General features: G+C 31.6%; 30 protein-coding genes. 23 read left to right on the top strand and 7 right to left on the bottom strand.

Annotated elements, in window-relative coordinates:
- Position 1: 1 nt before the first annotated feature.
- Positions 2-409, bottom strand: a complete 408-nt coding sequence (locus AC3ITQ_RS16395; protein ID WP_026985104.1) for a hypothetical protein — start codon at positions 407-409, stop codon at positions 2-4.
- Positions 410-477: 68 nt separating this feature from the next.
- Between AC3ITQ_RS16395 and AC3ITQ_RS16390 the strand changes: the two genes are divergently transcribed.
- Positions 478-861 carry an acyl-CoA thioesterase gene (locus AC3ITQ_RS16390; protein ID WP_072970740.1) on the top strand — a complete coding sequence of 128 codons (384 nt, stop codon included), beginning with the start codon at positions 478-480 and terminating at the stop codon, positions 859-861.
- A gap of 56 nt (positions 862-917) precedes the next feature.
- Positions 918-1,346, top strand: a complete 429-nt coding sequence (locus AC3ITQ_RS16385) for a hypothetical protein (RefSeq protein WP_489235221.1) — start codon at positions 918-920, stop codon at positions 1,344-1,346.
- Between the two features lie 166 nt (positions 1,347-1,512).
- Here the strand turns inward: AC3ITQ_RS16385 and AC3ITQ_RS16380 are convergent, their stop codons facing one another.
- Both AC3ITQ_RS16380 and AC3ITQ_RS16375 read right to left on the bottom strand, forming a co-directional pair.
- The gene (locus tag AC3ITQ_RS16380) at positions 1,513-2,769 is read right to left on the bottom strand and encodes a mechanosensitive ion channel family protein (protein WP_489235220.1); all 1,257 of its coding nucleotides are present in this window, start codon (positions 2,767-2,769) and stop codon (positions 1,513-1,515) included.
- Positions 2,762-3,049 carry a DUF3817 domain-containing protein gene (locus AC3ITQ_RS16375; protein WP_489235219.1) on the bottom strand — a complete coding sequence of 96 codons (288 nt, stop codon included), beginning with the start codon at positions 3,047-3,049 and terminating at the stop codon, positions 2,762-2,764. The genes AC3ITQ_RS16380 and AC3ITQ_RS16375 overlap by 8 nt, the downstream gene beginning before the upstream one ends.
- A gap of 103 nt (positions 3,050-3,152) precedes the next feature.
- Here AC3ITQ_RS16375 and AC3ITQ_RS16370 point away from each other — a divergent pair, with 103 nt between their 5' ends.
- The 5 genes from AC3ITQ_RS16370 to AC3ITQ_RS16350 all read left to right on the top strand — a co-directional run bounded on the left by AC3ITQ_RS16370 (position 3,153) and on the right by AC3ITQ_RS16350 (position 8,768).
- Complete coding sequence (locus AC3ITQ_RS16370) at positions 3,153-3,686, top strand: DUF6155 family protein (RefSeq protein ID WP_489235218.1); 534 nt, start codon at positions 3,153-3,155, stop codon at positions 3,684-3,686.
- Between the two features lie 108 nt (positions 3,687-3,794).
- Positions 3,795-5,333 carry a DEAD/DEAH box helicase gene (locus AC3ITQ_RS16365; RefSeq protein WP_375031613.1) on the top strand — a complete coding sequence of 513 codons (1,539 nt, stop codon included), beginning with the start codon at positions 3,795-3,797 and terminating at the stop codon, positions 5,331-5,333.
- Between the two features lie 107 nt (positions 5,334-5,440).
- Entirely contained in the window at positions 5,441-6,775 is a 1,335-nt protein-coding gene (locus AC3ITQ_RS16360) for a DEAD/DEAH box helicase (RefSeq protein WP_489235217.1), read from the top strand.
- Between the two features lie 76 nt (positions 6,776-6,851).
- Positions 6,852-7,376: a GNAT family N-acetyltransferase gene (locus tag AC3ITQ_RS16355; protein WP_489235216.1), complete on the top strand. Its 525-nt coding sequence runs from the start codon at positions 6,852-6,854 to the stop codon at positions 7,374-7,376.
- Positions 7,377-7,499: 123 nt separating this feature from the next.
- Positions 7,500-8,768 (top strand): NAD(P)/FAD-dependent oxidoreductase, encoded by a 1,269-nt coding sequence (locus AC3ITQ_RS16350; RefSeq protein WP_489235215.1) that lies wholly within the window; start codon positions 7,500-7,502, stop codon positions 8,766-8,768.
- A gap of 50 nt (positions 8,769-8,818) precedes the next feature.
- Here AC3ITQ_RS16350 and AC3ITQ_RS16345 read toward each other — a convergent pair whose 3' ends face one another.
- Both AC3ITQ_RS16345 and AC3ITQ_RS16340 read right to left on the bottom strand, forming a co-directional pair.
- The gene (locus AC3ITQ_RS16345; RefSeq protein ID WP_194656075.1) at positions 8,819-9,091 is read right to left on the bottom strand and encodes a DUF4242 domain-containing protein; all 273 of its coding nucleotides are present in this window, start codon (positions 9,089-9,091) and stop codon (positions 8,819-8,821) included.
- Between the two features lie 155 nt (positions 9,092-9,246).
- Positions 9,247-10,476 (bottom strand): multidrug effflux MFS transporter, encoded by a 1,230-nt coding sequence (locus tag AC3ITQ_RS16340; protein ID WP_489235214.1) that lies wholly within the window; start codon positions 10,474-10,476, stop codon positions 9,247-9,249.
- 142 nt (positions 10,477-10,618) lie between these two features.
- Here AC3ITQ_RS16340 and AC3ITQ_RS16335 point away from each other — a divergent pair, with 142 nt between their 5' ends.
- The 12 genes from AC3ITQ_RS16335 (at position 10,619) to AC3ITQ_RS16280 (ending at position 17,889) form a co-directional block, all read left to right on the top strand.
- Positions 10,619-11,035: a hypothetical protein gene (locus tag AC3ITQ_RS16335; RefSeq protein WP_489235213.1), complete on the top strand. Its 417-nt coding sequence runs from the start codon at positions 10,619-10,621 to the stop codon at positions 11,033-11,035.
- A 94-nt stretch (positions 11,036-11,129) separates the two neighbouring features.
- A complete protein-coding gene (locus tag AC3ITQ_RS16330) occupies positions 11,130-11,513 on the top strand; it encodes a hypothetical protein (protein ID WP_489235212.1) in 384 nt (127 codons plus the stop codon).
- A 138-nt stretch (positions 11,514-11,651) separates the two neighbouring features.
- On the top strand, positions 11,652-11,993 hold the full coding sequence (locus AC3ITQ_RS16325; RefSeq protein ID WP_489235211.1) for a hypothetical protein: 342 nt from the start codon (positions 11,652-11,654) through the stop codon (positions 11,991-11,993).
- Entirely contained in the window at positions 11,993-12,259 is a 267-nt protein-coding gene (locus tag AC3ITQ_RS16320) for a hypothetical protein (protein WP_072963368.1), read from the top strand. Before AC3ITQ_RS16325 ends, AC3ITQ_RS16320 begins: the two co-directional genes overlap by 1 nt.
- 61 nt (positions 12,260-12,320) lie before the next feature.
- Positions 12,321-13,514, top strand: coding sequence for a hypothetical protein (locus AC3ITQ_RS16315; protein WP_489235210.1), 1,194 nt, complete (start codon positions 12,321-12,323; stop codon positions 13,512-13,514).
- Between the two features lie 284 nt (positions 13,515-13,798).
- Complete coding sequence (locus AC3ITQ_RS16310) at positions 13,799-14,518, top strand: hypothetical protein (protein ID WP_072963374.1); 720 nt, start codon at positions 13,799-13,801, stop codon at positions 14,516-14,518.
- 2 nt (positions 14,519-14,520) lie between these two features.
- Positions 14,521-14,997, top strand: coding sequence for a hypothetical protein (locus AC3ITQ_RS16305; RefSeq protein WP_072963376.1), 477 nt, complete (start codon positions 14,521-14,523; stop codon positions 14,995-14,997).
- A 111-nt stretch (positions 14,998-15,108) separates the two neighbouring features.
- Entirely contained in the window at positions 15,109-15,510 is a 402-nt protein-coding gene (locus AC3ITQ_RS16300; RefSeq protein ID WP_072963379.1) for a hypothetical protein, read from the top strand.
- A gap of 103 nt (positions 15,511-15,613) precedes the next feature.
- Positions 15,614-15,811, top strand: a complete 198-nt coding sequence (locus AC3ITQ_RS16295; protein WP_072963382.1) for a hypothetical protein — start codon at positions 15,614-15,616, stop codon at positions 15,809-15,811.
- The gene (locus tag AC3ITQ_RS16290; protein ID WP_489235209.1) at positions 15,804-16,349 is read left to right on the top strand and encodes a hypothetical protein; all 546 of its coding nucleotides are present in this window, start codon (positions 15,804-15,806) and stop codon (positions 16,347-16,349) included. Before AC3ITQ_RS16295 ends, AC3ITQ_RS16290 begins: the two co-directional genes overlap by 8 nt.
- A 158-nt stretch (positions 16,350-16,507) precedes the next feature.
- Positions 16,508-17,029, top strand: a complete 522-nt coding sequence (locus AC3ITQ_RS16285; RefSeq protein WP_489235208.1) for a hypothetical protein — start codon at positions 16,508-16,510, stop codon at positions 17,027-17,029.
- A 5-nt stretch (positions 17,030-17,034) separates the two neighbouring features.
- Positions 17,035-17,889: a hypothetical protein gene (locus AC3ITQ_RS16280; protein WP_489235207.1), complete on the top strand. Its 855-nt coding sequence runs from the start codon at positions 17,035-17,037 to the stop codon at positions 17,887-17,889.
- A 249-nt stretch (positions 17,890-18,138) separates the two neighbouring features.
- Here the strand turns inward: AC3ITQ_RS16280 and AC3ITQ_RS16275 are convergent, their stop codons facing one another.
- Positions 18,139-18,360, bottom strand: a complete 222-nt coding sequence (locus tag AC3ITQ_RS16275) for a hypothetical protein (RefSeq protein WP_489235206.1) — start codon at positions 18,358-18,360, stop codon at positions 18,139-18,141.
- 151 nt (positions 18,361-18,511) lie between these two features.
- Between AC3ITQ_RS16275 and AC3ITQ_RS16270 the strand changes: the two genes are divergently transcribed.
- The 4 genes from AC3ITQ_RS16270 to AC3ITQ_RS16255 all read left to right on the top strand — a co-directional run bounded on the left by AC3ITQ_RS16270 (position 18,512) and on the right by AC3ITQ_RS16255 (position 22,283).
- Positions 18,512-18,973 carry a hypothetical protein gene (locus tag AC3ITQ_RS16270; RefSeq protein ID WP_489235205.1) on the top strand — a complete coding sequence of 154 codons (462 nt, stop codon included), beginning with the start codon at positions 18,512-18,514 and terminating at the stop codon, positions 18,971-18,973.
- 10 nt (positions 18,974-18,983) lie between these two features.
- Entirely contained in the window at positions 18,984-19,229 is a 246-nt protein-coding gene (locus AC3ITQ_RS16265; protein WP_489235204.1) for a hypothetical protein, read from the top strand.
- Positions 19,230-19,766: 537 nt separating this feature from the next.
- Positions 19,767-21,683: a DUF294 nucleotidyltransferase-like domain-containing protein gene (locus AC3ITQ_RS16260; RefSeq protein ID WP_375031620.1), complete on the top strand. Its 1,917-nt coding sequence runs from the start codon at positions 19,767-19,769 to the stop codon at positions 21,681-21,683.
- Between the two features lie 3 nt (positions 21,684-21,686).
- Complete coding sequence (locus AC3ITQ_RS16255; RefSeq protein WP_489235203.1) at positions 21,687-22,283, top strand: 3'-5' exonuclease; 597 nt, start codon at positions 21,687-21,689, stop codon at positions 22,281-22,283.
- 63 nt (positions 22,284-22,346) lie between these two features.
- Here the strand turns inward: AC3ITQ_RS16255 and acs are convergent, their stop codons facing one another.
- Complete coding sequence (acs, locus tag AC3ITQ_RS16250; protein WP_194656069.1) at positions 22,347-24,257, bottom strand: acetate--CoA ligase; 1,911 nt, start codon at positions 24,255-24,257, stop codon at positions 22,347-22,349.
- Positions 24,258-24,452 lie beyond the last annotated feature (195 nt).

The following is a 24,452-nucleotide window of genomic DNA, read 5'->3' as shown; positions in this document are numbered from 1 at the left end:
CCTAATTCGAATTCGATTCCAATTCAAACAATTGCACCTGACTTTTCAGGCGATCAATCAATAAATTCATCATTCTTTTATTTAAGCTTGAAGAATTTTGAATGTAAGTTTCATATTCTTCAATCGTAAAAAGCGCCATGACAATTCCTTTCAAAGAATTTCTGAATTTAATGTCTTTTTGAATGGAATTTTCTATTACCTGGAGTTTCTTTTCGACGGTGTACGAATAGAAATCGGCTTTGTTTTTATTTACATAGTTGATAAACACCGCAATAAACAAATCATTTTGCAGTTTTAAAATAGGTCTAATCGTCTGATTTTGAAACAACTCATCTGCTGAAGATTGAGCACTTACAGTTCCTAAAGTTTCGCCTCTGAATTCTCTTAAAAAAGTGTCTCTATCTGCCATGTTTTTTCTTTAAATTTAGAAAAAATTCCAATACAAAAAATCTATTTTTATTCTTAAAAATTAAAATTATGCGATTTCATACCAGAAAGTGGGTCAAGCCCGAAGATTTAAATCCAAACGGAACTTTATTTGGTGGAAAACTATTAGCGTGGATTGATGAAGAACTGGCATTATATACCATCATTCAGTTAGAAAACACCAGGGTCGTTACCAAGTATATGTCGGAAATCAATTTTAAAAGCTCCGCCCGTCAAGGCGATATTGTAGAAATTGGTATTGATGTCGTTAAATTCGGAAATACTTCACTTGTTTTAAAGTGTGCCGTAAGAAACATGATGACACGTGAAATCATCATCACAATTGACCATACAACAATGGTAAATCTAGATGAAGATGGAAAGCCAAAAGCCCACGGAAAAACCCAAATTGAATTTGTAAAAGATCGTTTGTAAATTTTTCACTATATAGTAATACAAGTTCATTTTTAACTAAGTTTAAAACATATCAAATGCTGAAAAATTTCATAATCGTTTCTTTGTTGTCTGCATTTTTATTTTCCTGTAATTCTAAAGAAAAAAAAGACAAATACAATCGTGTTTTGTATCGTGCCGTGAATGGAAAAGACACGGCGATTTTAGACATCAAAATCAACGATAAAAGATTTTACGGACGTTATGAAATACTATATCATAAAATCGGAAAAGATTCTGGCGATGTAAGAGGGGATATGCATGGAGACACACTTAGAGGCGATTTTCATTTTATCTCCAACGGAGGAAGCTGGAAAAGAACTCCAATCGCTTTATTACAAAAAGACAACAAACTGATTCTGGGAAAAGGTGTCATCGGAACTTATTTTAATCTTCCGCTTTTTCTTCCAGAAGTTCCTATTGAATACAATAATTCAGAGTTTGTTTTTGAAAAGATGGAGGAATAAAATTTCAAGTTTTCTTTGTTTGCTTCGCCAATTCGGCTAAAGCCTCGTGTCTCGTTTCAAGTTATAGGAATCTACTTAACCGCAAAGTTCGCAAAGCCAAACTTTGCAGTTAAGTTATGCTTAAAGGCAAACAACCTGAAACCTGAAACTTGAAGCAAAATAACCTTTAATCTAACCTTCCAATTTTCGACGGCAACTCGAATATCTCTAAATCAAAATATTCCACGGAAGCCATTACGTGATCAAAAATATCGGCCATGATATATTCGTAGTTCGCCCAGCGTTTATCACTTGAAAAAGCATAAATTTCTAAAGGAACACCATGTTCAGTAGATTGCAGCTGACGACACATTATATGCATGTTTTTATTCAATCCTGGATGATCAACCAAATACTGCATAATGTATTTTCGGAATAAGCCTAAATTAGTCATATTTCGACCATTCAACGACAAGGTTTTATCAATACCATTAATTGTGTTATATTTTTCAATCTCAGCTTGCCTGGTTACGATATAAGAAGAAATAAGTTGTACTTTTTTCATCTGATTCAAATCTTCATTTGTCAGGAAACGAATACTGCTGCTTTTAATTAGAACATGTCTTTTAATACGTCTTCCATCAGATTTCTGCATACCGCGCCAGTTTTGAAAGGAGTCTGAACTCAATGCATAAGTTGGAATCGTGGTGATAGTGTTATCAAAATTTCGAACTTTTACCGTTGTTAAATTGATTTCAATAACATCTCCATCGGCACCAAATTTATCCATAGTAATCCAGTCACCAATACGAACCATATCGTTAATTGCAACCTGTACACTCGAAACAAAACCTAAAATAGTATCTCTGAAAATCAAGATAATAATTGCCGAAAGTGTTCCTAAAATAGTAAGTAGTTCTCCTTTTTTGATTCCGAATAAAGTAGAAATAATCATCGCAACACCAAAAATCCAAAGTACGATCATAATTACCTGAACGAAACTGTCGATTGGTTTGTCGCTGTATTCGGGCTTTTGTTTTAAATAATCACGTAAGGCATTAAAAATCGTTCTAATGATCCATAAACTGATCAAAACGATATAAATACCCACTATTTTCCCAAAAAGGGTTTCCCAATATTCATAACGATCCAGAATAATAGGAACAGCTTTATAGATAAAGAAAAACGGAATTAAATACGCCGTGTATTTTGTGGTTTTATTGTGAATTAAATAATCGTCAAACTTTGTTTTTGTTTTTTGAGCAAAAATGGCGGTCAAAGTAACTAAAACAAATTTTGCAACATAATAAATGGCGTAAGCCAATGCCACCATAATGACAATGTTAAAGATAAGACTGATATAAGACGCAAAGTTGCGACTCATTCCCCAATCTCTAAAAAGCGGATATAAAAAGTTAAATATTTTATCCAAAAGCTTATGCATTATTTTCTAAATATTTTTTCTCAATGTAGAAAGTTCCAAACGGAATAAGAGAGGCTATCAAAATAATTCCAAAGGTTTTTAAATCCCAGTTTTGAGATTTTCTTAATAAAAATGCCAATATAATATAACCAATAAACAATATACCGTGCGTCATTCCTAAAGGACGCAATAAGGTGTGGTAAAGTTCAGGGTTATTGGTTTTAATAAAAAGCATATTTGCGAATAAAACTAAATAGGAGATTCCTTCTAAAATTGCAGTAACTTTGAAAATCTTGAGCATGTATCTATTTTTTGAAATTATACAAGCAAAATTAAGTATTATGGTTGGTTTTTGTGGCATGAAAACAGAAACTAATTTATTTTTGTATTCTTAAACTTTGATAATGAGTAAGCGCGATTTAAAAAAATATTTAGCCGAATTAAACAAGAAACAACTCGAAGAACAAATTATCGAATTATACGAGAAATTTATTCCGGTAAAAACCTTTTATGATTTTGTTTTTAATCCAAAAGAAGACAAACTTCTACAGGAAAGTAAAACAAAAATTTCTCATGAATATTTTCCGATCAAAAAACCAAATGCCAAATGGCGTCCAAAAGCAAAAATGCGTCGTTCCGTTGCTCAAAAAATGATCAAACATTTTATTGTTCTAGGAGTTGATTCTTTTATTATTGCCGATTTGATGTTGTATAATATCGAAATAGCGCAAACGTTTTCTTCAGGAAATTTCGTAAAGCAGGAATTGTTTTACAAAAGCATGTTTAATTCTTTCGAACAGGCTGTTAATTTTATAATCTCTAATGGAATTTTATCTGAATTTAAAACAAGGATTTTAGAAATTCAACAGCAAACAATTCAACAAAAATGGAAAAACAAGTATGATTTTGAGGCAATTTTGGACAAAATCGACTTATAAAAACACTTCTCATAAAAAATCTTATTTAAAAAAATCATTTATTTTAGGTTAAAATAAGATGAATAACTGTTTTTTAGGTGTATTTTTGCAAAAATCCAAAAATAAACAATGTCTCAAAACACTTTAGAAATAGAAAGAGAAGAGAAAAAAGAACTTTATGCATACCAAAAAGGCGATATTGATGCCATTTTTGAACGTTTAGATAATGCTCCAGCTCAACATCATTTATTGTATCAATTACCGACAGGTGGTGGAAAAACAGTAATTTTTTCCGAAATCGTTCGTCGTTATTTAGCTAATAACGATAAAAAAGTGGTTGTTCTAACTCACCGTATCGAACTTTGTAAGCAAACTTCAAAAATGCTTAAAGGTTTTGGCGTTAGCAACAAAATAATCAATAGTAAAGTAAAAGAATTGCCTGATCAGAATGATTATTCTTGTTTCGTGGCGATGGTTGAAACTTTAAAAAACCGTATCAATGACGAGAAATTACATCTTGATAACATTGGTTTGGTTATTATTGATGAGGCGCATTACAACTCGTTTAGAAAATTATTAAACTCATTCAAAAATGCTTTTATTCTTGGAGTAACAGCAACACCTTTGAGTTCGAATATAAAATTACCAATGCACCAGAGTTATGATGAACTTATTGTGGGTGACACCATCAGTTCATTAATTGACAAAGGTTTCCTGGCACGCGCTACAACGTATAGCTATGACGTTGGATTAACTTCATTAAAAGTAGGTATCAACGGAGATTATACTGTAAAGTCATCTGATGATTTGTATACCAATACTATCATGCAGGAGAAACTTTTGCATGCTTATACAGAGCGTTCTTTGGGTAAAAAGACTTTGATTTTCAATAACGGTATCCATACTTCATTATATGTATATGAAACGTTTAGAGAAGCAGGTTACGACATCAGACACCTTGATAACACAAGTAGTTCTGAGGAACGTAAAGATATTTTGGCATGGTTCAAAAAGACTCCGGATGCGATTTTAACATCTGTTGGAATTTTGACTACCGGTTTTGATGAGCCAACTGTTGAGACTATTATCTTAAACAGAGCCACAAAATCGTTAACTTTATACTACCAAATGATTGGTCGTGGATCTCGTAAATTACCCGGTAAAGACGAGTTTACAGTGATCGATTTAGGTAACAATGCAGCGCGTTTTGGTTTATGGAGTGAGCCGGTAAACTGGCAGCATATCTTTAAATCACCTGAATTTTATTTAGAAAATCTGCGTGATGATACTGAAATCGAATTGTATTTCAAATACAGTATGCCACCGGAATTACGTGCAAAATTCAGTAAAACTGCCGATGTTACTTTTGATGTTGATGAAGAACATAAATTAATCATCAAACAGAATTTACGTTCTAAAGTAGTATTAGACAAGTCGTTAGAGCAGCACGCTTCAATGTGTGTAGATAACACTGAAACGTTGCAAGAAGCAAAATCATTAGGGAAAGAACTTGATGATGATATCGAATGCCGTATTAAACGTTATGCAAAATGTTTAAGTCAATGTAGTAAAAACTACCGTGAATGGCTTGTTGATGATTATAAAAAGAATATGACCTTATTGATCGGTAAAAAATACCGTGAAAAAATCATGAACGAACCGGATTGATCTGGAAAAAGTTAAAAAAGTTTCAGGTTTCAAGTTTCAAGTTTGTTGGAATCTGCATTTAACTTGAAACCTGAAACTTGAAACAAAAAATAAACAAAAAATAAAACATGTCTAAACAATTCTCAGCATTAGGAGTTTCAGCACCAATTTTAAAAGCATTAAGCGAATTGAACATTGTTGAACCAACAGAAATTCAGCAAAAAACTATTCCATTGCTTTTAGCTGAAAGTCACGATGTTGTTGGTTTAGCTAAAACCGGAACCGGAAAAACCGCTGCTTTTGGATTGCCGTTATTGCAGTTGATTAATACTGAAATAGCAACCGTTCAGGCTGTAATTTTGGTACCAACCAGAGAACTTGGACAACAAATCTTTAGAAATTTAGAAGATTTTGGAAAACATATTCCAAATATCTCTATAGCTTCAACTTGTGGTGGAATCCCAATAAAACCACAAATTGAACGTCTAACACAGCCAACACAAATTGTTGTCGCTACACCAGGGCGTTTAATCGACTTGATTCAACGCAAAGCAATTGATTTAAAACAAACTCAATATTTAGTTTTAGATGAAGCCGATGAAATGGTTTCAATCCTAAAAGAAAGTTTAGATGAAATTGTTGCTGAACTTCCTAAAAAACACCGCACTTTATTGTTTTCTGCAACTTTACCTGGAACAATCAAACAATTGATTCAGAATTACCTAAATAAAAATGTAGTTCAGGTTAGCGCCAATATGGAAACTGTCGGCAACCAAGGAATTGATCACGAATATATTGTAGTTGACCCTATTGAAAAATTAGATGTTTTAATGCATTTTTTAAATTCAAAAGAAGGAGAACGCGGAATCATCTTCTGCAAAACCAAAGCTGCAGTTAATAAATTAGCCAAAAATCTGGCAATAAATCGTTTTTCTTCGGGAGCATTGCATGGTAGTTTATCACAAGGAATTCGTGACAGAATTATGGAGCAATTTCGTGAAGGACATATCAATATTTTAGTAGCTACTGATTTGGCAGCCAGAGGAATTGACGTAAAAGAAATCTCTTATGTTGTCAATTACCATTTGCCGGATACTTATGAAACTTATGTTCATAGAAGCGGAAGAACGGCAAGGGCAGGAGCAAAGGGACTTTCCTTAACTGTTTTGCAAGAAGAGGAAGTAATTGAAATTCCGGAATTTGAAAAAGAATTAGGGATTAAATTCACTAAATTCCAAAAACCTTCTGTTATCAGTTTAGAAGAAAACAATACCCTTTTATGGGCAAAACAAATCTTCAAAACAAAGCCTAATCACGACATTTCATCTGATTTAAAGACAAAAGTAAAAACTGTTTTTCATCATCTTACTAAAGATGAATTAATAGAAAAACTGATGGCTAACTATGTTTTGCAGAACAAAGTTGAAATAACAGAAAAGCCTGTTAAAAAATTCAAAAAGTAACAATCACAGTTACTCATTTTCCTTATTAATATTGTAATTTTATGGAGTAGTAACACTCTTTAAAAGCAAAATTATAATGGCAGATATTGAAGTAAAAAGAATAACAATAAACGAGCTTGTTCAGTTGCAAAAAATCGGCAGGCAAACTTTTCAGGAAACTTTTTCGGACTCAAATTCTGAGGAAAATATGAAAAGTTATTTGGAAAATGGATTTTCAACTGAAAAACTAACTTCCGAACTTAATAATAAAGATTCAGAGTTTTATTTTGCAATTCTTGAAAATAACGCAATTGGTTATTTAAAAGTGAACTTCGGCGCATCTCAAACCGAATTAAAAGACAGCAAAGCCCTGGAAATTGAACGAATCTACGTTTCAAAAGAATTCCACGGTAAAAAAGTAGGACAATTACTTTACGACAAAGCAATAGAGATTGCCAGACAAAAAAACAGTGAATATGTATGGCTAGGCGTTTGGGAGGAAAATCTGAGAGCAATCAAGTTTTATACAAAAAATGGTTTTGTTGAATTTGACAAACACATTTTTAAATTAGGAAATGATGAGCAAACAGACATTATGATGAAACTCAAATTAGTAAATTAATTCCACAAGAATTTTACAGAAAACTCAAAATAGGGTTTTATATGTAGAATTATAATGTTAAATTTATACAACTGCTAAAGCAGAATAATTTTATTCATGAATCCTATTTAACAGACAACATATATGAAAATAGTCATTATAGGAGGTGGTTTTGCCGGAATCAATCTTGCAAAAGAGCTTGTAAACCATCCTCAAATACAAGTAACACTTGTAGACAAAAACAATTATAACTTTTTCCCACCACTTATATACCAGGTCGCAACGGCTTTTCTTGAACCCTCAAGTATCAGTTATCCTTTCAGAAAATTTTTTGCAGGTAAAAAAAATCTACAATTTCGTTTAGGAGAATTACTTTCTGTTGTTCCGGAAGAAAACAAAATAATTCTCAGTAACGGTGAATTAACCTATGATCATTTAGTTTTCGCCACAGGAGCTGAAACAAGCTATTTTGGGATGGAAAACGTTATGAAAAACGCTATTCCGATGAAAACCTTAAATGATGCCATCGAAATGCGTAATGCGTTGTTAAAAAACCTTGAAAAAGCAGCTATCTGTAAGGACATCAGAAAACGTCGTAAATTATTAACGATTGTAGTTGCAGGAGGAGGACCGACAGGAGTAGAGGTTTCTGGAATGTTTGCAGAAATGCGTAAGAACATTTTATTAAAAGAGTATCCGGAATTAGAAACTTCTGCGAGTAATGTTTATTTGGTCGATGGGGGAGACGCACTACTCTCTCCTATGAGTGAAGCGTCTCAAAAAGATACTTTAGAAGCACTTACAAAACTAGGGGTTGTAGTTAAATTACACACTCGTGTGACAGATTACGTTGACGATACTGTATTTTTTGAAAACGGAGAGACCATCAAAACCAAAAATTTAATTTGGGCCGCAGGAGTTTCTGCTAAACTTTTTGACGGAATTCCAAAAGAAAGTTATGGTCGTGGAAGGCGTATGGCAACTGATCAATATAATAAAGTAAACGGTTTTCAGAATATTTATGCTATTGGTGATACTGCTATTTTAGCTGGAGATGCTAAATTTCCTGATGGACATCCGCAAGTTGCTCAGGTTGCTATTCAGCAAGGATTAAATTTAGCAAAAAACTTTAAGGCAATGGCTCAAAACAAACCTTTAAAACCATTCGCATACAATGACAAAGGTTCAATGGCTATTATCGGGAAAAATCAGGCTGTTGTCGATCTGCCAAATCCAAAATGGCATTTCAAAGGCTTTTTTGCGTGGATAATTTGGTTGTTTATCCATTTAATTTCTTTGATTACTTATAGAAACAGATTAAATACTTTTTGGAATTGGATGGTGGCTTATTTTGCAAGAGATCAATCGCTTAGAATGATTATCAGACCAGACAAAAAGCAACAACTCGAATAAAACAAGTGTATTGCATAAAAAAGCCAGAATTAAATTCTGGCTTTTTTATTTTATTCTGCGGTCGTTGGATCAATAATACCAAAAACCTCACTAACTGAATTGGCAGGAAAACCACCTAATTTAGCATGTTCATAAACCATTTCTTCATTTGGTGCAATGTATACACAATAGATTTTATCGTTTGTGACATAACTGTTTACCCATTGAATTTGAGTTCCTAATTGATTAAGTACTCCACATGAGGTTTGTGAAATATCTTTTAATTGATCAGATGTAAGTTTACCGGCATTTGGGATTTCTCTTTCAATAACATATTTAGGCATAATAATTAACCATTTATTTTCCTACTCGTGTGGCTTTTCGGTTTCGCCCCGTTTTTCAAAATGGTTTCTGGATTCCATTTCATTTTAAGCGATATAAAATTACGAAATAAAAGATATTAAAACACTTAAAAACAGCATTTTAAACATGTAAAATATCAGTGTCCCACGGATATTTCATTTTCAGTATCTACCAATACCTGTTCCTTGATAAAACGTTTTCCAACTTTCAAAACAACAAGCGCTATCAAAGTAGTTACGGTCATAATAAGAACCATTGGAGCAACAGAATCTTTCACAAAAACGCCAACAGCAAAAGAAGCTAACGCTCCCAATCCTAATTGAATTGCACCCATCAAAGCTGAAGCACTTCCGGCATTTTTAGCAAAAGGAGCCATTGTAAGTCCGGCAGTATTTGGGTTTGATATTCCCAAACAACCTAAAAATAGAAATAACATTGCAATAGTTTCATACAGTCCCAAAAGATTATTCACTGAAAGCAATAAAAAAATAATACTGATTATGGATTGCGAGACCAAAGCTGCCAAAATCATTTGCTCGCTGGAAAATCTCTTTAATAAAAGAGAATTTAATTGGCTTGAACCAATAAAACTCACAGACATAAAGGCAAAAATCCACCCGTATGTTTTGGCATCGACATGATAAATATCCATAAAAACGATAGGAGAGGCAGCTACATAAGTAAATAAACCAGAAAAAGCTATCGAACCTGTAAATGCATAGGTATAAAACTGGGGCTCTTTTAACACTTTCATAAAATTAGAAATGATTGGTTTTGGCTTTAAAGAAATTGAGGTATCTGGTTTATAAGAATTAGGCAAACCAACTTGCGAGGCAATCAAAATAGCAATTCCCATACACATCAATATAAGGAACACGATATGCCAGCCGAAATCTTCTGTTACGTAACCTCCAATTGTTGGCGCCAACATCGGCGAAAGCCCTAGGACCAACATTAATAAAGAAAATACTTTTGGAATGTCTTTTACAGGGAACAAATCACGAACCATTGCTACTGAAGCTACAGTTGCGGCACAGCTTCCAATAGCCTGGATAAATCGTAAAAAGATAAAGGTGTCAATATTATTAACATATATACAGCCCAAAGAAGCAAGTATATAAACCATTAAACCAATAAACAAAGGTTTTTTTCTACCAAAACGATCCAATAAAGGTCCATAAAGTAGTTGTCCGGCGGAAATTCCAATAAAATAGCTAGACAAACTCATTGAAACTTTAGCAACAGTAGTGTTTAAATCTTTGGCTATTCCAGAGAAACCAGGTAAATACATATCGATAGAAAAAGGACCAAGAGCTGTTAAAGAACCTAAAATAAGTATAAGTTGAATGTATCTTTTTGTTGTCATTTTCTTAAAAAATTGCTTTTAATTTCATAAAACGGTAATAATAAACTACCTTGTTGTATATAATAATTAACTTTTATATAAAAAGTGGTTATTATGTAAGTTTTAAAAATTGTTTTGAAACTTTAACTATAAAATTTAAATTATGAAAAAAATCACTTTACTGTTAGCTCTTATTTTTACAACAATTTCATTTGCGCAAACAATCACTTCAAAACAAGAAGATGCAAATGTAGAACAATACGCATTGCTTACAAAAGTAAATCAGTATTATCCGGATATCACTTTAAACAAAACAATCACAAATTTTTATGCTGATGGAAAAATTATTGATTCTCAACAACAATTTGATTTGAAAGGAACAAAATTTTCAAGTTATAAAATTGGTATTGAACCAGGCAATAAAAAATTGCTATTTGAATATGTTTCTGATGAGACTGGAAAAGTTTTTGGAGACGTTCAACTTTTCAAAGGAAATGTTCTCAGAACAACATTTTCTGATAAAAACAATGAAATTGAAGTTTCCTTAAATGGTAAATCAGTTTATTTGAAGAAACTATAAGTTATAATTTCAATGATAAAAAAATGCATCCGCTTTAACGGATGCATTTTTATTTATATTTGACTCACAATTTTAAATGTCAAATTTTCTTTAAATGAAAAAATTAATTTTATTATTAGTATTTGTTTCTTTTACAACGTATGCACAAACAAATCGCTTTACAGGAACCTGGAGCAATGAAAATTGTAAGGACTGTAGCAAAAAATATATTTTTAAAATGACTATAGCGCAATCTAACTACAAAATTGTGGGAACTGCAGAAGTTACAAGTGACAACGCAGAATTGAATTCTGGTGTTATGGATATTACCGGATATGTATATGTGCTTGGCGATAAAGCTCAGATAAAGATTAAGTCTTCAAATGGTCAATCAACGAACGCAGTATTATACGCAAATGAAAATGTTATGCAATTCAATAAAGGAGGTGGCTCTGATTTAGTTCCAGACGAAACAATTCTAACAAAGTTATATGAATAAGGCATTTCTTTCAGATATATCTTTTTGACCTATAATTTATAGAATGTACCACTAAATCTACACTTTGCCACTTTTTGGCAACAAAAACGAAACAATTTCTTACATCATAGACTTATTTTTTAATTAAAATAACTATCTATGACCCAAAAGCAATTATTGCAAGTTCAAACAGAAATTGAACTTAGCTACCAAGATTTTTTATTAAAAGTTCAGGCAATGAACCATAATAAAAAAGTAAACATTAAAAACTTTACAAGAACAATCTCCCCGTTCTTTAAAACCGTTCAATTTAAAGGTTTATTCTTCATCCGCTTTAAAGGAACTGAAAATTCTATAAGACTTCAATTATTACCTCTTACGTGTAATAATATGCATGTTTTAGAAATTACTTCTGCAAAACATAGAACTAAGGTTTTTACATTCTGTGTCAAATCTCACAAGCATTTACTTGAAAAACTAATTAAACACGATCTAGTGTAATGATTGAGTTTTTAAAACCTTTTGTTCCAGTTGATTATCAATTGAACGAAAAAACGTTTTACCATTACTTAAAAACGTTAGCGCAAAAAGAGTACACGAGCCATATGTTAAGCCTTACCACGTATGAAAAAGGCTTATCACTAATTGTATATCATCCAAAAACTACAGTTGTAAACTATTACAAATGGATAGATGTAAAAGACATAATAGATGTTTATTTCAATAAACGATATGTTGTTTTAAAACAATTGGAAATACAATTTTAGTTCAAAAAAAGTTGCCGTAGGGTATAACGGCAACCAACTCACTCAAACCTACGCAAAAACCATGATTACATATAAGGAACGTCACCAATTAAGGAAACGTCAAAAAAACCAACCCCAAGAAAATACTCTAATAAATATCGATTATCTGATTGTCAATTTAGACGGTCAACCTTTCGGAGAGTTTCCCGAATCATCAGATTTCAAAATGCAACCTTATGACTATGGTACAAAAATATTTTCTATCCGTTCAGATGTATATTACAAAAGCGAGAAAATAGGACAGTACTTAGCAAGTCCTAGAAGTGCAATTATTGATGCAAATTTGGCTCAACTACAATTTGAAAATCATTTATTCTATACTAAAACCCCAAACGAATTAAGAGAATTATTAGAAAACTTCTGTGATGAAACAAACTACAATTTCAAATCAATTAACCGCTTGGACATCTGCCTTGATAAGTCTGATCTCAACAATAGCTATCGTAATTTATATAATAATATCATGTCAGGTAATTACCTTATTTCAGGGCGTCCGAAAAATATTCAATCCTATTTTGAAACGTTTAAAGGTAAATCCATACTTAACGGCTTTCAAGTCGGTAAAAGAACATCTGACAAAATAATTCGATGCTACAATAAAACACTTTCGTTACAACTAACAGAAAAGCCATATATCAATGAGTATTACGCAAGTAATGGCTTGAAAAACGATAACGTTTGGCGTTTTGAATACCAGTTAAATAGTGCATTTTTTAGAGGTCTGCAAGAAAATTCAAAAGCGGATTTAACTACAAGTCAAGCTATGACTTGGAATATATTCGATAAAAATATGCTTTATGAATTGTTGCAAATTGCAAACAAAGGCTTTTTCGAATTACGAGAGAATACAGGCAAAAGTCAAATAAACAAAGAAAAAGAAATAGTGCTTTTCGATTTCCAATTTCTACAAAAACAGATAGCTAAATTTTCTCCAATTGTAAAACGCTACAAGAAAATTCATTTATCTACAACAACAATTAAAAAACGTCTTGCAAAATCTCTATTTAGAGAATATTACTCTAACAATCAAGAAGTAAGTTTCATTGTAGCATTAAATCTTTTATTAGAAGATATTGACCTTACAAGCGATAAAAAACTTTTAAACTGGTTCAATAACAAGTGTAGATTCTATCTACATGAATTTAGAACAAAAGAAAAAATACAAAATATTTTCGATTTTAAATTATTTGAAGAACATCAACTTTTATTTCTATAAGCCATGAAAACACAAAATACAAGCCAAAAAGTTACAAAAACTCAGTTAATGCACATTCTTGAAGTTAGTTATCCAACTGCAAGAAAAGAGTATCAAATTATATTAGATAGTCTAGCACTAAAAAGGAAATACTTAATGATTTCTGATTTAATTGAGTACAAAATTCTTTCTTGAAATGGAAAAAAATGAAAAAAAATAGAAAGGAATAGAAAGAATTAGAAAACGTCAAATGATAGTTGCAATAACCTTTGTGAAAGAAATTAAACAAATAAAATTTATAACAAATGAAAATTGCAACTATTACAGGCGTAACAAAATCGCCAGAATTAACGGTAACAAAATCAATCGGCTCTTTGATTATTTCAAGCGATTTGGCTTTATCGGGTTTAACTACTGAAAAAATCAGTGTTTATATTGAGCGTGGAAACGGTTCAAATGTCATTTTAGCAAACAAAGTGTTGCTTAAAGATTTCATTTTAGCAAGTACTTACGGTACTGAAAACACTCAATCTGACGACGATAACGCTCTAATTGCTTTATGTGAAATAGCGGACGAAGGTTCAGTTTTTCTTGCTGAAAAAGAAAGTATTAAAATAGTTTTAGAGGATTTAATTGCAGGCAAACGTTACGATTTGCACGGAATTGAAGAGCCTGTAGCTACTAACAACTTGTATTTTTTCGAACAAAAAACAGTTGCTTCTGAGGAATTTAACAAAAAGATTGATGTTCAGGGATTTGATTTAGCAATCATGACAGTTGATGAAACAGTAAGTGATTTGTCTTATCAATTTCAAAACGGTCAAGTTGTAAAATATCTTCCATTTGAATTGCAAACATTAAGTCGTGATATCGACCCAATTCAGGCAGTTCTTGCAGATGGAAAAGTTTTACAAGGCTTATCTGATAGACTAACATTGCCTTTAGTGGCTGTGGTTGGTATTGAGATTAATAAATCTCAGGGAGCGGTTATTAATTTCGTCGTAAGGGCGCTTAAAACAGTATAATTATGGGATTTTTTAAAAAAATTGGAACAGCGATTAAGAAAAACGTTTCGTTTAAAAATCTTGTAAAAGTCGCTACTCCTATAATGGGTGCTATTCCTTTCGTAGGTGGCGCAGTTCAAAGCATATCACAGAATTTGCAAGATGCTCACGAAGCCAAAAAAGCAAATAATCAAGCGCAAGCTGAATATAATCAGCAACAAGCTTTAGCTGTCGCAAGTCAAACGGCTGGTGCTGTAGCAAATGCAGGTGCTAATATTTTCGGTAAAGCTGTGATGACTGGTGTAAATGATGGACTTTCAGCAGGATTTGTCGAGGGTAGCGGTCAGGTTGGTTCTACCATTGTAACCAGTACTATAAAAGTATGGTTTCAAAGAAATTGGAAAATTGTTCTTGGTGCTGTCGCTGGTCTTATAGCATTGATTTGGTTTATAAGAAGCGACCGCAACAATTCAGGAAAAAGAGTTGCAAAAAGACGATAAGCCAAAAAATTACTATCGAATCTATCTTTTAGTATTCTTGATAGATTCGGCAGTAATAATCTTAAAAAAATTGGCGGAAATCATACTATTAATTAAACACATTATAAAGTAATGGCACAAGGTAAGAAAAGCTATAATTCTAATAATCAGAATTATAACAACAATAATAATCAACAAAAAGTAAAGCACTCAGGTGCTAAAAATACAACTTATACACCGTCAACGGGTCCGAATAAAGGAGTTGAGCAACATTTAACAACTGGTTGGAGATTGTCAAAAGGCGAATTGATTTCAATCAAATGTGTAACAACTTCAAAATCTCAACTTTCAGAAAAAGGTTGGTTTGGTTCTGTCGCATGTACATTCACTAATACCAAAACTGGTGTTCAATCATTTCATTGGGGAACTATGCAAAAAAATGGTGGTAAGGTAGTAATTGACGGAATGGCATTTGTCATTAATCCACGTGCAAAAAACGGAGGTTACGCAGGTACATTTTTACGCTCGAACTAATGTTTAAGGTAATATTAAAATTTCTCCCTCTGATACTTCATGAGGGGGTTGATTTACTCAAAGAGTATTTAGAAAAAAGAAAACAACTTAAAGAAACTAAAAAATGAAAAGTTTAAAAACGATTTTATCCGTAATAGGAATTATAGTAAAATATGGTGCTGTTGTTACTGCAATTTTGAAAGGTATTCAGGTTGTATCTGACGAATTGGAAAAACTTGATTTAGGTAAAGAAGAAACTAAAACTTCTTCTCGTCCTCTGCAAGTACAGGACGAATCTTTAATAACTGAAACACATGAGTAGTTATTTAGGTAGAAAAGATTTATCAAGAGGTGTTAGAAATAACAATCCGGGTAACTTGGTTTTAACCAATATTGCTTGGCAAGGAAAAATTCCAAACAGTCAAAATACTGATAAGCATTTTGAGCAGTTTACAGAAGTAAAATTTGGTATTCGTGCAATGTTGCGAGATTTAACAAATGACATTGATAAAGGCAAAAATACTGTTAGAAAATTGATAACAGAATATGCTCCGCCTTTCGAAAACGATACTCAAAAATATATAGAAGTAATTTCTAAAGCAGTTGGATTAGCACCTGACCAGACGATTAAAATTGTAGTTGCAAAATTCTACCTAGTAATTGCAAGGGCTATTATAGTGCATGAAAACGGTGCGGATGCTTCTTTAATTTATGATTCCGACATTCAGGATGCTATTGACATTATGGGAGATTATAACCTTTCAGGTGTTACAGTAACAGCCAAAAAGAAATTCAAATTCAATTATTTGATTATTCCTGTACTACTTTTTTTTTATACTGTTTACAGCGTTACAGTCTAAACAAACGCCCAAAAAGATAAAAATTATTAATTCAAAATTTAAACAAGATGTTAGATAAAATCAAACTTTTTTACGCAAACAATAAGACTATTGCAAATGTTGTGTTAGTTGCTTTAGCAGGGTTTTTAGCTTATAAATTATTCAAGAAAAAATAAGCTATGGCTCAAAGAGAGATAACAAATAGAACAAAGAGCCAAGCCAATACAGTTTGGCTCTTTGACTTTCTGCAAAAATATTGGATTCTTATTACTGGTATAATTGTGTTTTATCCATTATTAAAAAAATGGTACGATAAGTTTACGCAAGATGCTGAGGAAAAAGAACTTGAAAACGCAGAAAAGGATTTAAAAATTGCTGTTTCTAACCCAATCACTAAAGAAATTGAATTGAACAAAATTACAAATCGTAAAGAAGTTCATGACATTGCAGAATCTTTGGCGGTATGGTTAGGTACAAATAAGCAAACAAAAGATTCGCCTTGGTATACTTGGATAACTGAACCAATGTCAAATTTCGAAAACGAAAAGGAGACTATAAATGAGTTATTGAAGGTAAAACAAACAACTACAGTTCCTTTGGTTATAGCTTGTTATTATGTAATTACGAGACGTGATTTAAAAGCGGATTTAAAAAAATATTTATCAACTTCGGACTTGAAGAAAGTTCCGTTATTTAATTAAATGATATGAATTTTATACAATATATTGATGATAGTTACGCCGTAAAAGTAAAGGAAATTCCCTATTACGATGAACAAGGCTACGCTGTAAAAGATATTGAAACTCCATTTTTTATATTATCGTTATTTATTGATAATAAGAGAGTTAATGGTGTTCGCTTCAATAATTACGATAGCTTACCTATGCTTTCAGTTATTAATGATTTAGGTAATGTTGACTTAAACGTAATTCCCGAAAATTATTTTGCTACAGCTTACACAGAGATTTTTCTTGGTGTTCCTTATAGTGCTGGTACTGGTGTTGAAATTTCAAACTTTAGCGACTTTCAAAAGAAGCCATTACGTTTTTTAAAAGAGTATAAATTACCTCAATTTAGATTGGATGGTAGATTTTCACAAGGTTCAGGTTATGCTTACGATAGTAGAGTTTATTCTTTACTTAAATTAAGTACAATTCAATCAGACAATAAATTCTATACTGCATTTTATGACACTTATAGAAATGGTACTCATATTGATAATTTAGAGTTTCAAGGCGAAAATCCAAATTACATTAGAAATGGCTATGATTTAGTTACATCTTTCCCAGTTCAAAATAACGGAAATATTGTTCAGTTTGGAGATTTTTATGTAAAAATGACTACAACTAAAACATCATATCCTTATGGTCTTAGTGTTTTTATATTCACAGATATTAGAACTAATGAATTTTGGTTTTATGTAAATTATATAGAGCAGGGGACTAGTATTATTAAAAAAGGGGAGTTCGATATGTCAACATTTGTTTGTGTAAATGGAGGTTTTAAAATTAAAAATCTCATGCATGAGGTAGAAATACAAATCACAAATATTTATGGCTAATAATACTCCCACGCCTTACAGTTGTACAATTTTCAATAAAGATAAAAGCGTACAGCCTATAAAAATAGAGTTTTGTAAATCAATATTTTACTTACATAATTGGTGTAAAAATGTCGGATTTGATTATCACTACATTAATATTTACAATCGAAAAACTGGTAAATATATTTCTAGACAATATTGTAATGATTATATAATAGATAAGCCTTTGTATTAATTTACAAAGGCTTATTTTTTAAATATCTTTTTTTATTCTTCTTCGTTTGCTTCTGTAATCATTTTTTGTAATGTACTCAATCCTATCATAGACAATATAACATCACCATTAGTTAGTTTTATTAAGGTCTTTGCGTCACCAGTACTTTGTGGTGTTAAGGCGTGAACAAAAACAATATTATTTACTACTATTGTATAAGCAATTTGGTTACTTCCTGTAACTTGAATCGTTCTAATAACATTCACTTTTTTCATTTATATGATTTTTAAGGTTAAATTATAACGAAAGGTACATAAAATAAAAAGGTTTATTATTTATTCTTTTATAGCAATTGACAAAGTATGATTAAATTATTGGCACTATATTTGAAAAACTTTAGTACGTTTAATCCTAACATAAAAACACATGAAAAAAATTACTTTTTTATTATTTACAATGTTTACCATTTTAGTTCATTCACAGGAAAAGAAATTTTTTCAATCTTCTCCTGAAAAATTAACTGCCGAACAGTTAGCATTTATAACTAGCGTCAATAAATACTATCCTGAATTTGGTTTAGTAAAAAATATTGTCAATATATATAGTGATGAAAAGCAAATTGCTGAGAGTTATATAGAATATCCAAAACCTCCTAACGAATGTGATGATTATTTAATAACTTTACAATCAGACAATAAAAGATTAGATTACGAATTTAATTATGGTGCTGGTAACGGTAATTTAATAAATAGAGGCTCAATCTACATTGTTGGTGCGGATGTCTATAAAGTAGATATTTCAACTAAAGGAAAAAGTAAAAACTTTTTTCAATTATATAAAAATGGTAAGGAGGTCTTTAGTGAGAATCCTTATAAAGGACTAAATTAAAAAAATAATTATGACATTTGAAGAAGCATTAAAAGCAAAGGAAGAAATTGGAGAAACAACAATGGTGGACGATGTAAAATGTAAAGTTTTCGTTGTTCCTTATAATAATCAAGATTTTGACAGATACAAATCAGACTACATAAGAAAACCATTTACTGACGAATCTGCTAAATTATATTCAACAGATTCAAGATTTAAGGTTTATGGAATTTGGCAATATATGGCTAATTTGGGTCTAAAAGAATTAAGATCATAATTTACCAGAGCACTAAATTAACCCCAAAATATCGGGGTTTTTTTATGCTTAAATTTTTCTAGCTTAATTATTTGCATAATTCATATAAAGTCTATAACATTACAAAACGAAAGTTCTATGATAGAAAGGAATAACAAAGCGTTGAAAACCAAAAACTTAACGGTTTTAAAGTGTATATAATGTGAACTATAATTTATATTATGTAAAATAGAATATTTTAAAACTTGCTTCTACCACTATAATTGTCCTTTTTAAACTATTTCATGGCTGTTTGGTTTTATGAGAATGCGATAAATAAAAAAAAATAAAGTGCAGTGACTTCTGTTGAAATTTAATAATCAGTTGTTTTTAAAACATTTAAAACAAAACGAAAGTTAAATAATAAAGAAATAATCCAATAAAAAATCATTTTAAAGCCTGTATAACCATAAAATTTAACATTTCTTTAAAATAATTAGATTCTATTAAAGATGCTTTCATTGTAAGACTTTATTTTATTATTTTTACATTCGATACTTTAAAAAAATTATCAAACGTATGAATACAATTGCTGAGCATATTGCCGATTTTTTAAAAGAATACCCGCCATTTGATAATTTGACTTTTCAGGAATTATCTGACATTGCAACCAATATCAGAGTCATTAATTTAGAAAAGCATACTGTTTTGTTTCAAAACAACGACGTACTTCATGATAGTTTTTATGTTGTGGCGTCGGGTGTCATAAATTTAACCACAATCGCTGATGCCGAAGAAACAATCATCAATAAGTGTCATGAGGGAGATATTTTTGGGTTAAGACCTTTTTTTGCCAAAAATAACTATATGATGACTGCGAAAGCACGTGAAGAAAGTATTATATATGCTATTCCAATCGCTATTTTCCGACCTTTTGTAGCCAATAATTCAGATGTTTTAAACTTTTTACTGGAAAGTTTTGCTATAAATTCAAGACATACAAAAGACAGTGTAAATACCAACGGAAAAGTGATTTCTGATACTTCATTTTATGTCGATCAGCAATCTGAAATGCAATACATTCAATCTCTAACCTATAATAACTCGCCACTAACAACTGAAGCCAATCATGTTGTGAAAGATGTTGCTATTTTAATGACTGAGGCAATGGTTGATAACATCATTGTATGTGAGAAAAACAAACCAATTGGAATTGTTACTGCTACAGATTTATCATCAAAAATCGCCACAGGACGCTATCCTATTACAGAGACGATTGATAAAATTATGTCTTCGCCTGTCGTTACCGTAATTGAAAACGTATCTCTTGCTGAAGCGCAGTTATTAATGCTAAAACATAATGTAACGCATTTATGTGTTACTAAAGATGGTACAAATAAATCTGCTGTTAAAGGAATTATCTCTGAGCACGATCTAATTGTCGCTCAGGCCAGTAACCCTGGCGTTTTGATTAAAGAAATCAAACGTTCTCAGCTTCCTAAAGACTTAAAACAAATACGTGATCGTCTCTCTGATTTGATTCAGAATTCAATTCAGAAGAACATTCCAATTTCACATATTAGTAATATCGCCAGCGAAATTAACCTCGCTATCATTAAACGTGCCGTTGAATTATCAATTTTAGACTTAGGCTCACCTCCTGCTCGATTTGCATGGTTAAGTATTGGTAGCCAAGGCCGTAAAGAACAACTCCTATTAACTGATCAGGATAGTATTTTAATTTTTGAAGATGTTACTCCTGATAAATACAGAGAAACGAAAGATTATTTTTTAAGACTGGCTAAAAGAGCTACAGCGATTTTAGAAAAAGTTGGATATGAGTATTGTCCAAATGGCCATATGGGAAGTAATATGTTATGGTGTAAATCATTGACAGACTGGACAAAACAATACAATAGCTGGATGAATACTCCAGGTGAAAACAGTAATGATTTGAGCAGTATTTTCTTTGATTATGAGATTGTTTTTGGAGAACCAAAAATTGAAGAAGTAATTGAAAATGTCATTTTCAAAAATGCAGTAAACAATACTCTATTCTTTGACTTCTTAGGAAACGATGCATTAAAGAGAAATTCTCCATTAAGCTTTTTCAAGAAATTCATAGTTGAAGAAGAAGGCCCGAATAAAACAAAATTCGATATTAAAACACGTGCCTTAATGCCTTTGATTGATGGAGCACGTTTATTGATTTTGAATGCCAATATTAAAGGAATTAAAAACACCTATTTAAGATTCAAACAGTTAGCGATAACTGACTCTAAAAATGCAGAAATATATTTAAGTTGTGCTGAAGCTTTTTTAACTTTATCTAAATTTAGAACTGTTGAAGGATTGAAAAATGACGATTCAGGACAATACATCAATCTTAGAGAAATGTCTAAAACAGATAAGGAAAAATTGAAAAATGCTTTGACACCAATGAAAGACCTTGAGGAATTAATTAAGAGTAAATTTCAACTTACCCAATTCTCATAAAATATGCTAGACTGGCTAAAAAATATTAATAAAGAATATCCGGATTTCTGGAAAGACTATTTAACAAAATTTGAGACGAAACCCAATCGATTCGTGGTTTTATCTACTGAAACTTCAGGATTAAATCCAGATAAAGATGTTATTTTATCTTTAGGAGCATTTTCAGTTGTTGATGACGGTATTGTAATTAAAGATAATTTTGAATCGGTTTTACTGCAATATAAATACCTGCAGGACAACGGACTTTCAAATGAATTTATCATAGAAAGCAAAATGACAAAAATGCCAGAGCCTGATGCATTAGAAGCTTTTATTAACTTTCTGGGAAATGCAATTTTAGTTGGTCATCATATTAATTTTGATATCGAAATGCTAAATTCGGCTTTAGAACGTCTGGATTGTGGCAGAATAAAAAATGAAGCATTAGATGTTGATGTGATGTACCGAAAACTAATGGACGTTAATGACAAACAGTTTTCGCTGGATGACTTATGCGAAATATATAAAATACCAAAAAGTGATAGAAATTCTTCTTCTGAAGATGCATACAGAATCGCTCTTTTATTTTTGAAACTTAAATCGAGATTGGGAATCAAATAAAATTAAATCATAAAAAATGCCTCTTAAAACTAAGAGGCATTTTTATTTTAATCTATTTCAGAATTAAGAAATTCTTTCTTTCATAATTTCTTCAACAACTTCAGGATTTAACAATGTTGAAGTGTCTCCAAAATTAGAAAAATCTCCTTCCGCTATTTTACGTAAAATTCTACGCATGATTTTTCCCGAACGTGTTTTTGGCAAACCAGAAACAAACTGAATTTTATCTAATTTTGCAATTGGTCCAATGTGGTCTGCAATATATTGATTAATCTCTTTAACCAGGTTTTCTTTATTTCTAACTTCTCCTGTTTCTTTTAAAATTACATAACCATAAAGAGCGTTTCCTTTAATATCATGAGGGAAGCCAACAATTGCAGATTCAGCAACAGCCTGATGTTCGTTGATAGCGTCTTCAATAGGAGCTGTTCCTAAATTATGTCCTGAAACAATAACAACATCATCTACTCTACCCGTAATTCTGTAATATCCAACTTCATCTCTAAGAGCTCCGTCTCCTGTAAAATATTTCCCAGGGAAAGAAGAGAAGTAAGTATCTTTATAACGTTGGTGATCTCCCCAAATAGTTCTGGCAATTCCAGGCCATGGAAATTTAATACACAAACTTCCAACTACTTGGTTTCCTTCAATCTCATTACGTTTTTCATCCATTAAAACCGGTTGAATTCCAGGTAATGGCAAAGTTGCATAAGTTGGCTTTGTAGGGGTTACAAAAGCAATTGGAGAAATCATGATTCCACCAGTTTCAGTTTGCCACCAGGTATCAACAACTGGACATCTTTTATCACCCACATGGTCATTAAACCAGTGCCAAGCTTCTTCGTTTATTGGTTCTCCCACAGATCCAATAACTTTTAGCGATTTTAGAGGATATTTTTGAATATAATCTAAACTTTCTTTTGCTAATGAACGAATTGCAGTTGGCGCTGTATAAAATTGTGTGATTTTATGTTTTTCGATAATATCCCAAAAACGGCTAAAATCAGGATACGATGGTACTCCTTCAAAAATTACAGTTGTTCCTCCATTCAATAACGGACCGTATAATATATACGAGTGACCTGTAATCCAACCAATATCAGCTGTACACCAGAAAATGTCATTTTCTTCGTGACTGAAAACATTTTTAAAAGTATAGGCAGTATAAACCATGTAACCTGCTGTGGTATGAACCATTCCTTTTGGTTTTCCTGTAGAACCAGAAGTATACAAGATAAATAAAGGATCTTCAGCATCCATAATTTCAGCAACACTGTTATCTAAAGCTGCATCCAACAAAGGCTGTAACCATTGGTCACGACCTTCTTTCATTTTAATTTCAGTCTGAGTTCTTTTAACAACTAAAACTTTAGAAACTGAAGGGCAAGAATCTAATGCTTCATCAACAATTCCTTTTAAGTCAATAGTTTTATTTCCTCTATAACCTCCATCAGATGTGATTACCATTTTACATTCACAATCATTGATTCTGGCAGAAACTGCAGAAGCAGAAAATCCTGCAAAAATCACAGAATGAATTGCTCCTATTCTGGCACAGGCCAAAACAGCAACAGCCAATTCAGGAATCATTGGCAAATAAATACAAACTCTGTCTCCTTTACGAACTCCTTGCTCACGCAAAACATTCGCCATTTTTGACACTCTTTCGTAAAGTTCGTTGTATGTTATATGTAAAGCTTCTTCAGAAGGATCATTCGGTTCAAAGATAATAGCCGTTTTTTCTCCTCTTTTGCTTAAATGTCTATCGATACAGTTTTTTGTAATATTAACTTTAGCTTCAGTAAACCATTTTACTTCAGCATCAGCCATATTAAAATCAACCACTTTTTCCCATTGTTGATACCAAGTAAAATTTTCTTCAGCTATTTTTCCCCAGAATTTCCTTGGTTCTCTTATTGACTTATTGTAATGTTTAAAATATTGTTCTAAATTTTCAATTTTATAATAACTCATATGTTTTTGGAATTTTTTTATAAATGTATTAAATATCAGCGTATTCTTAAAATTATTTAATTCATAAATTTTGGCAAAAAAAAACACATATTAAAAAAAATATCATCTTTTAATATTTATAATTTAAATTTTTAGTTTTTTGCGTCAAAATACCTATCGTAAAAAAGGCATGATAAATAAATACCATGCCTTTTT

Source organism: Flavobacterium sp. KH_001 (assembly GCF_057840745.1).
Note: the sequence above shows the minus strand (reverse complement) of the source record. Positions and strands in the feature narration are given on the sequence as shown.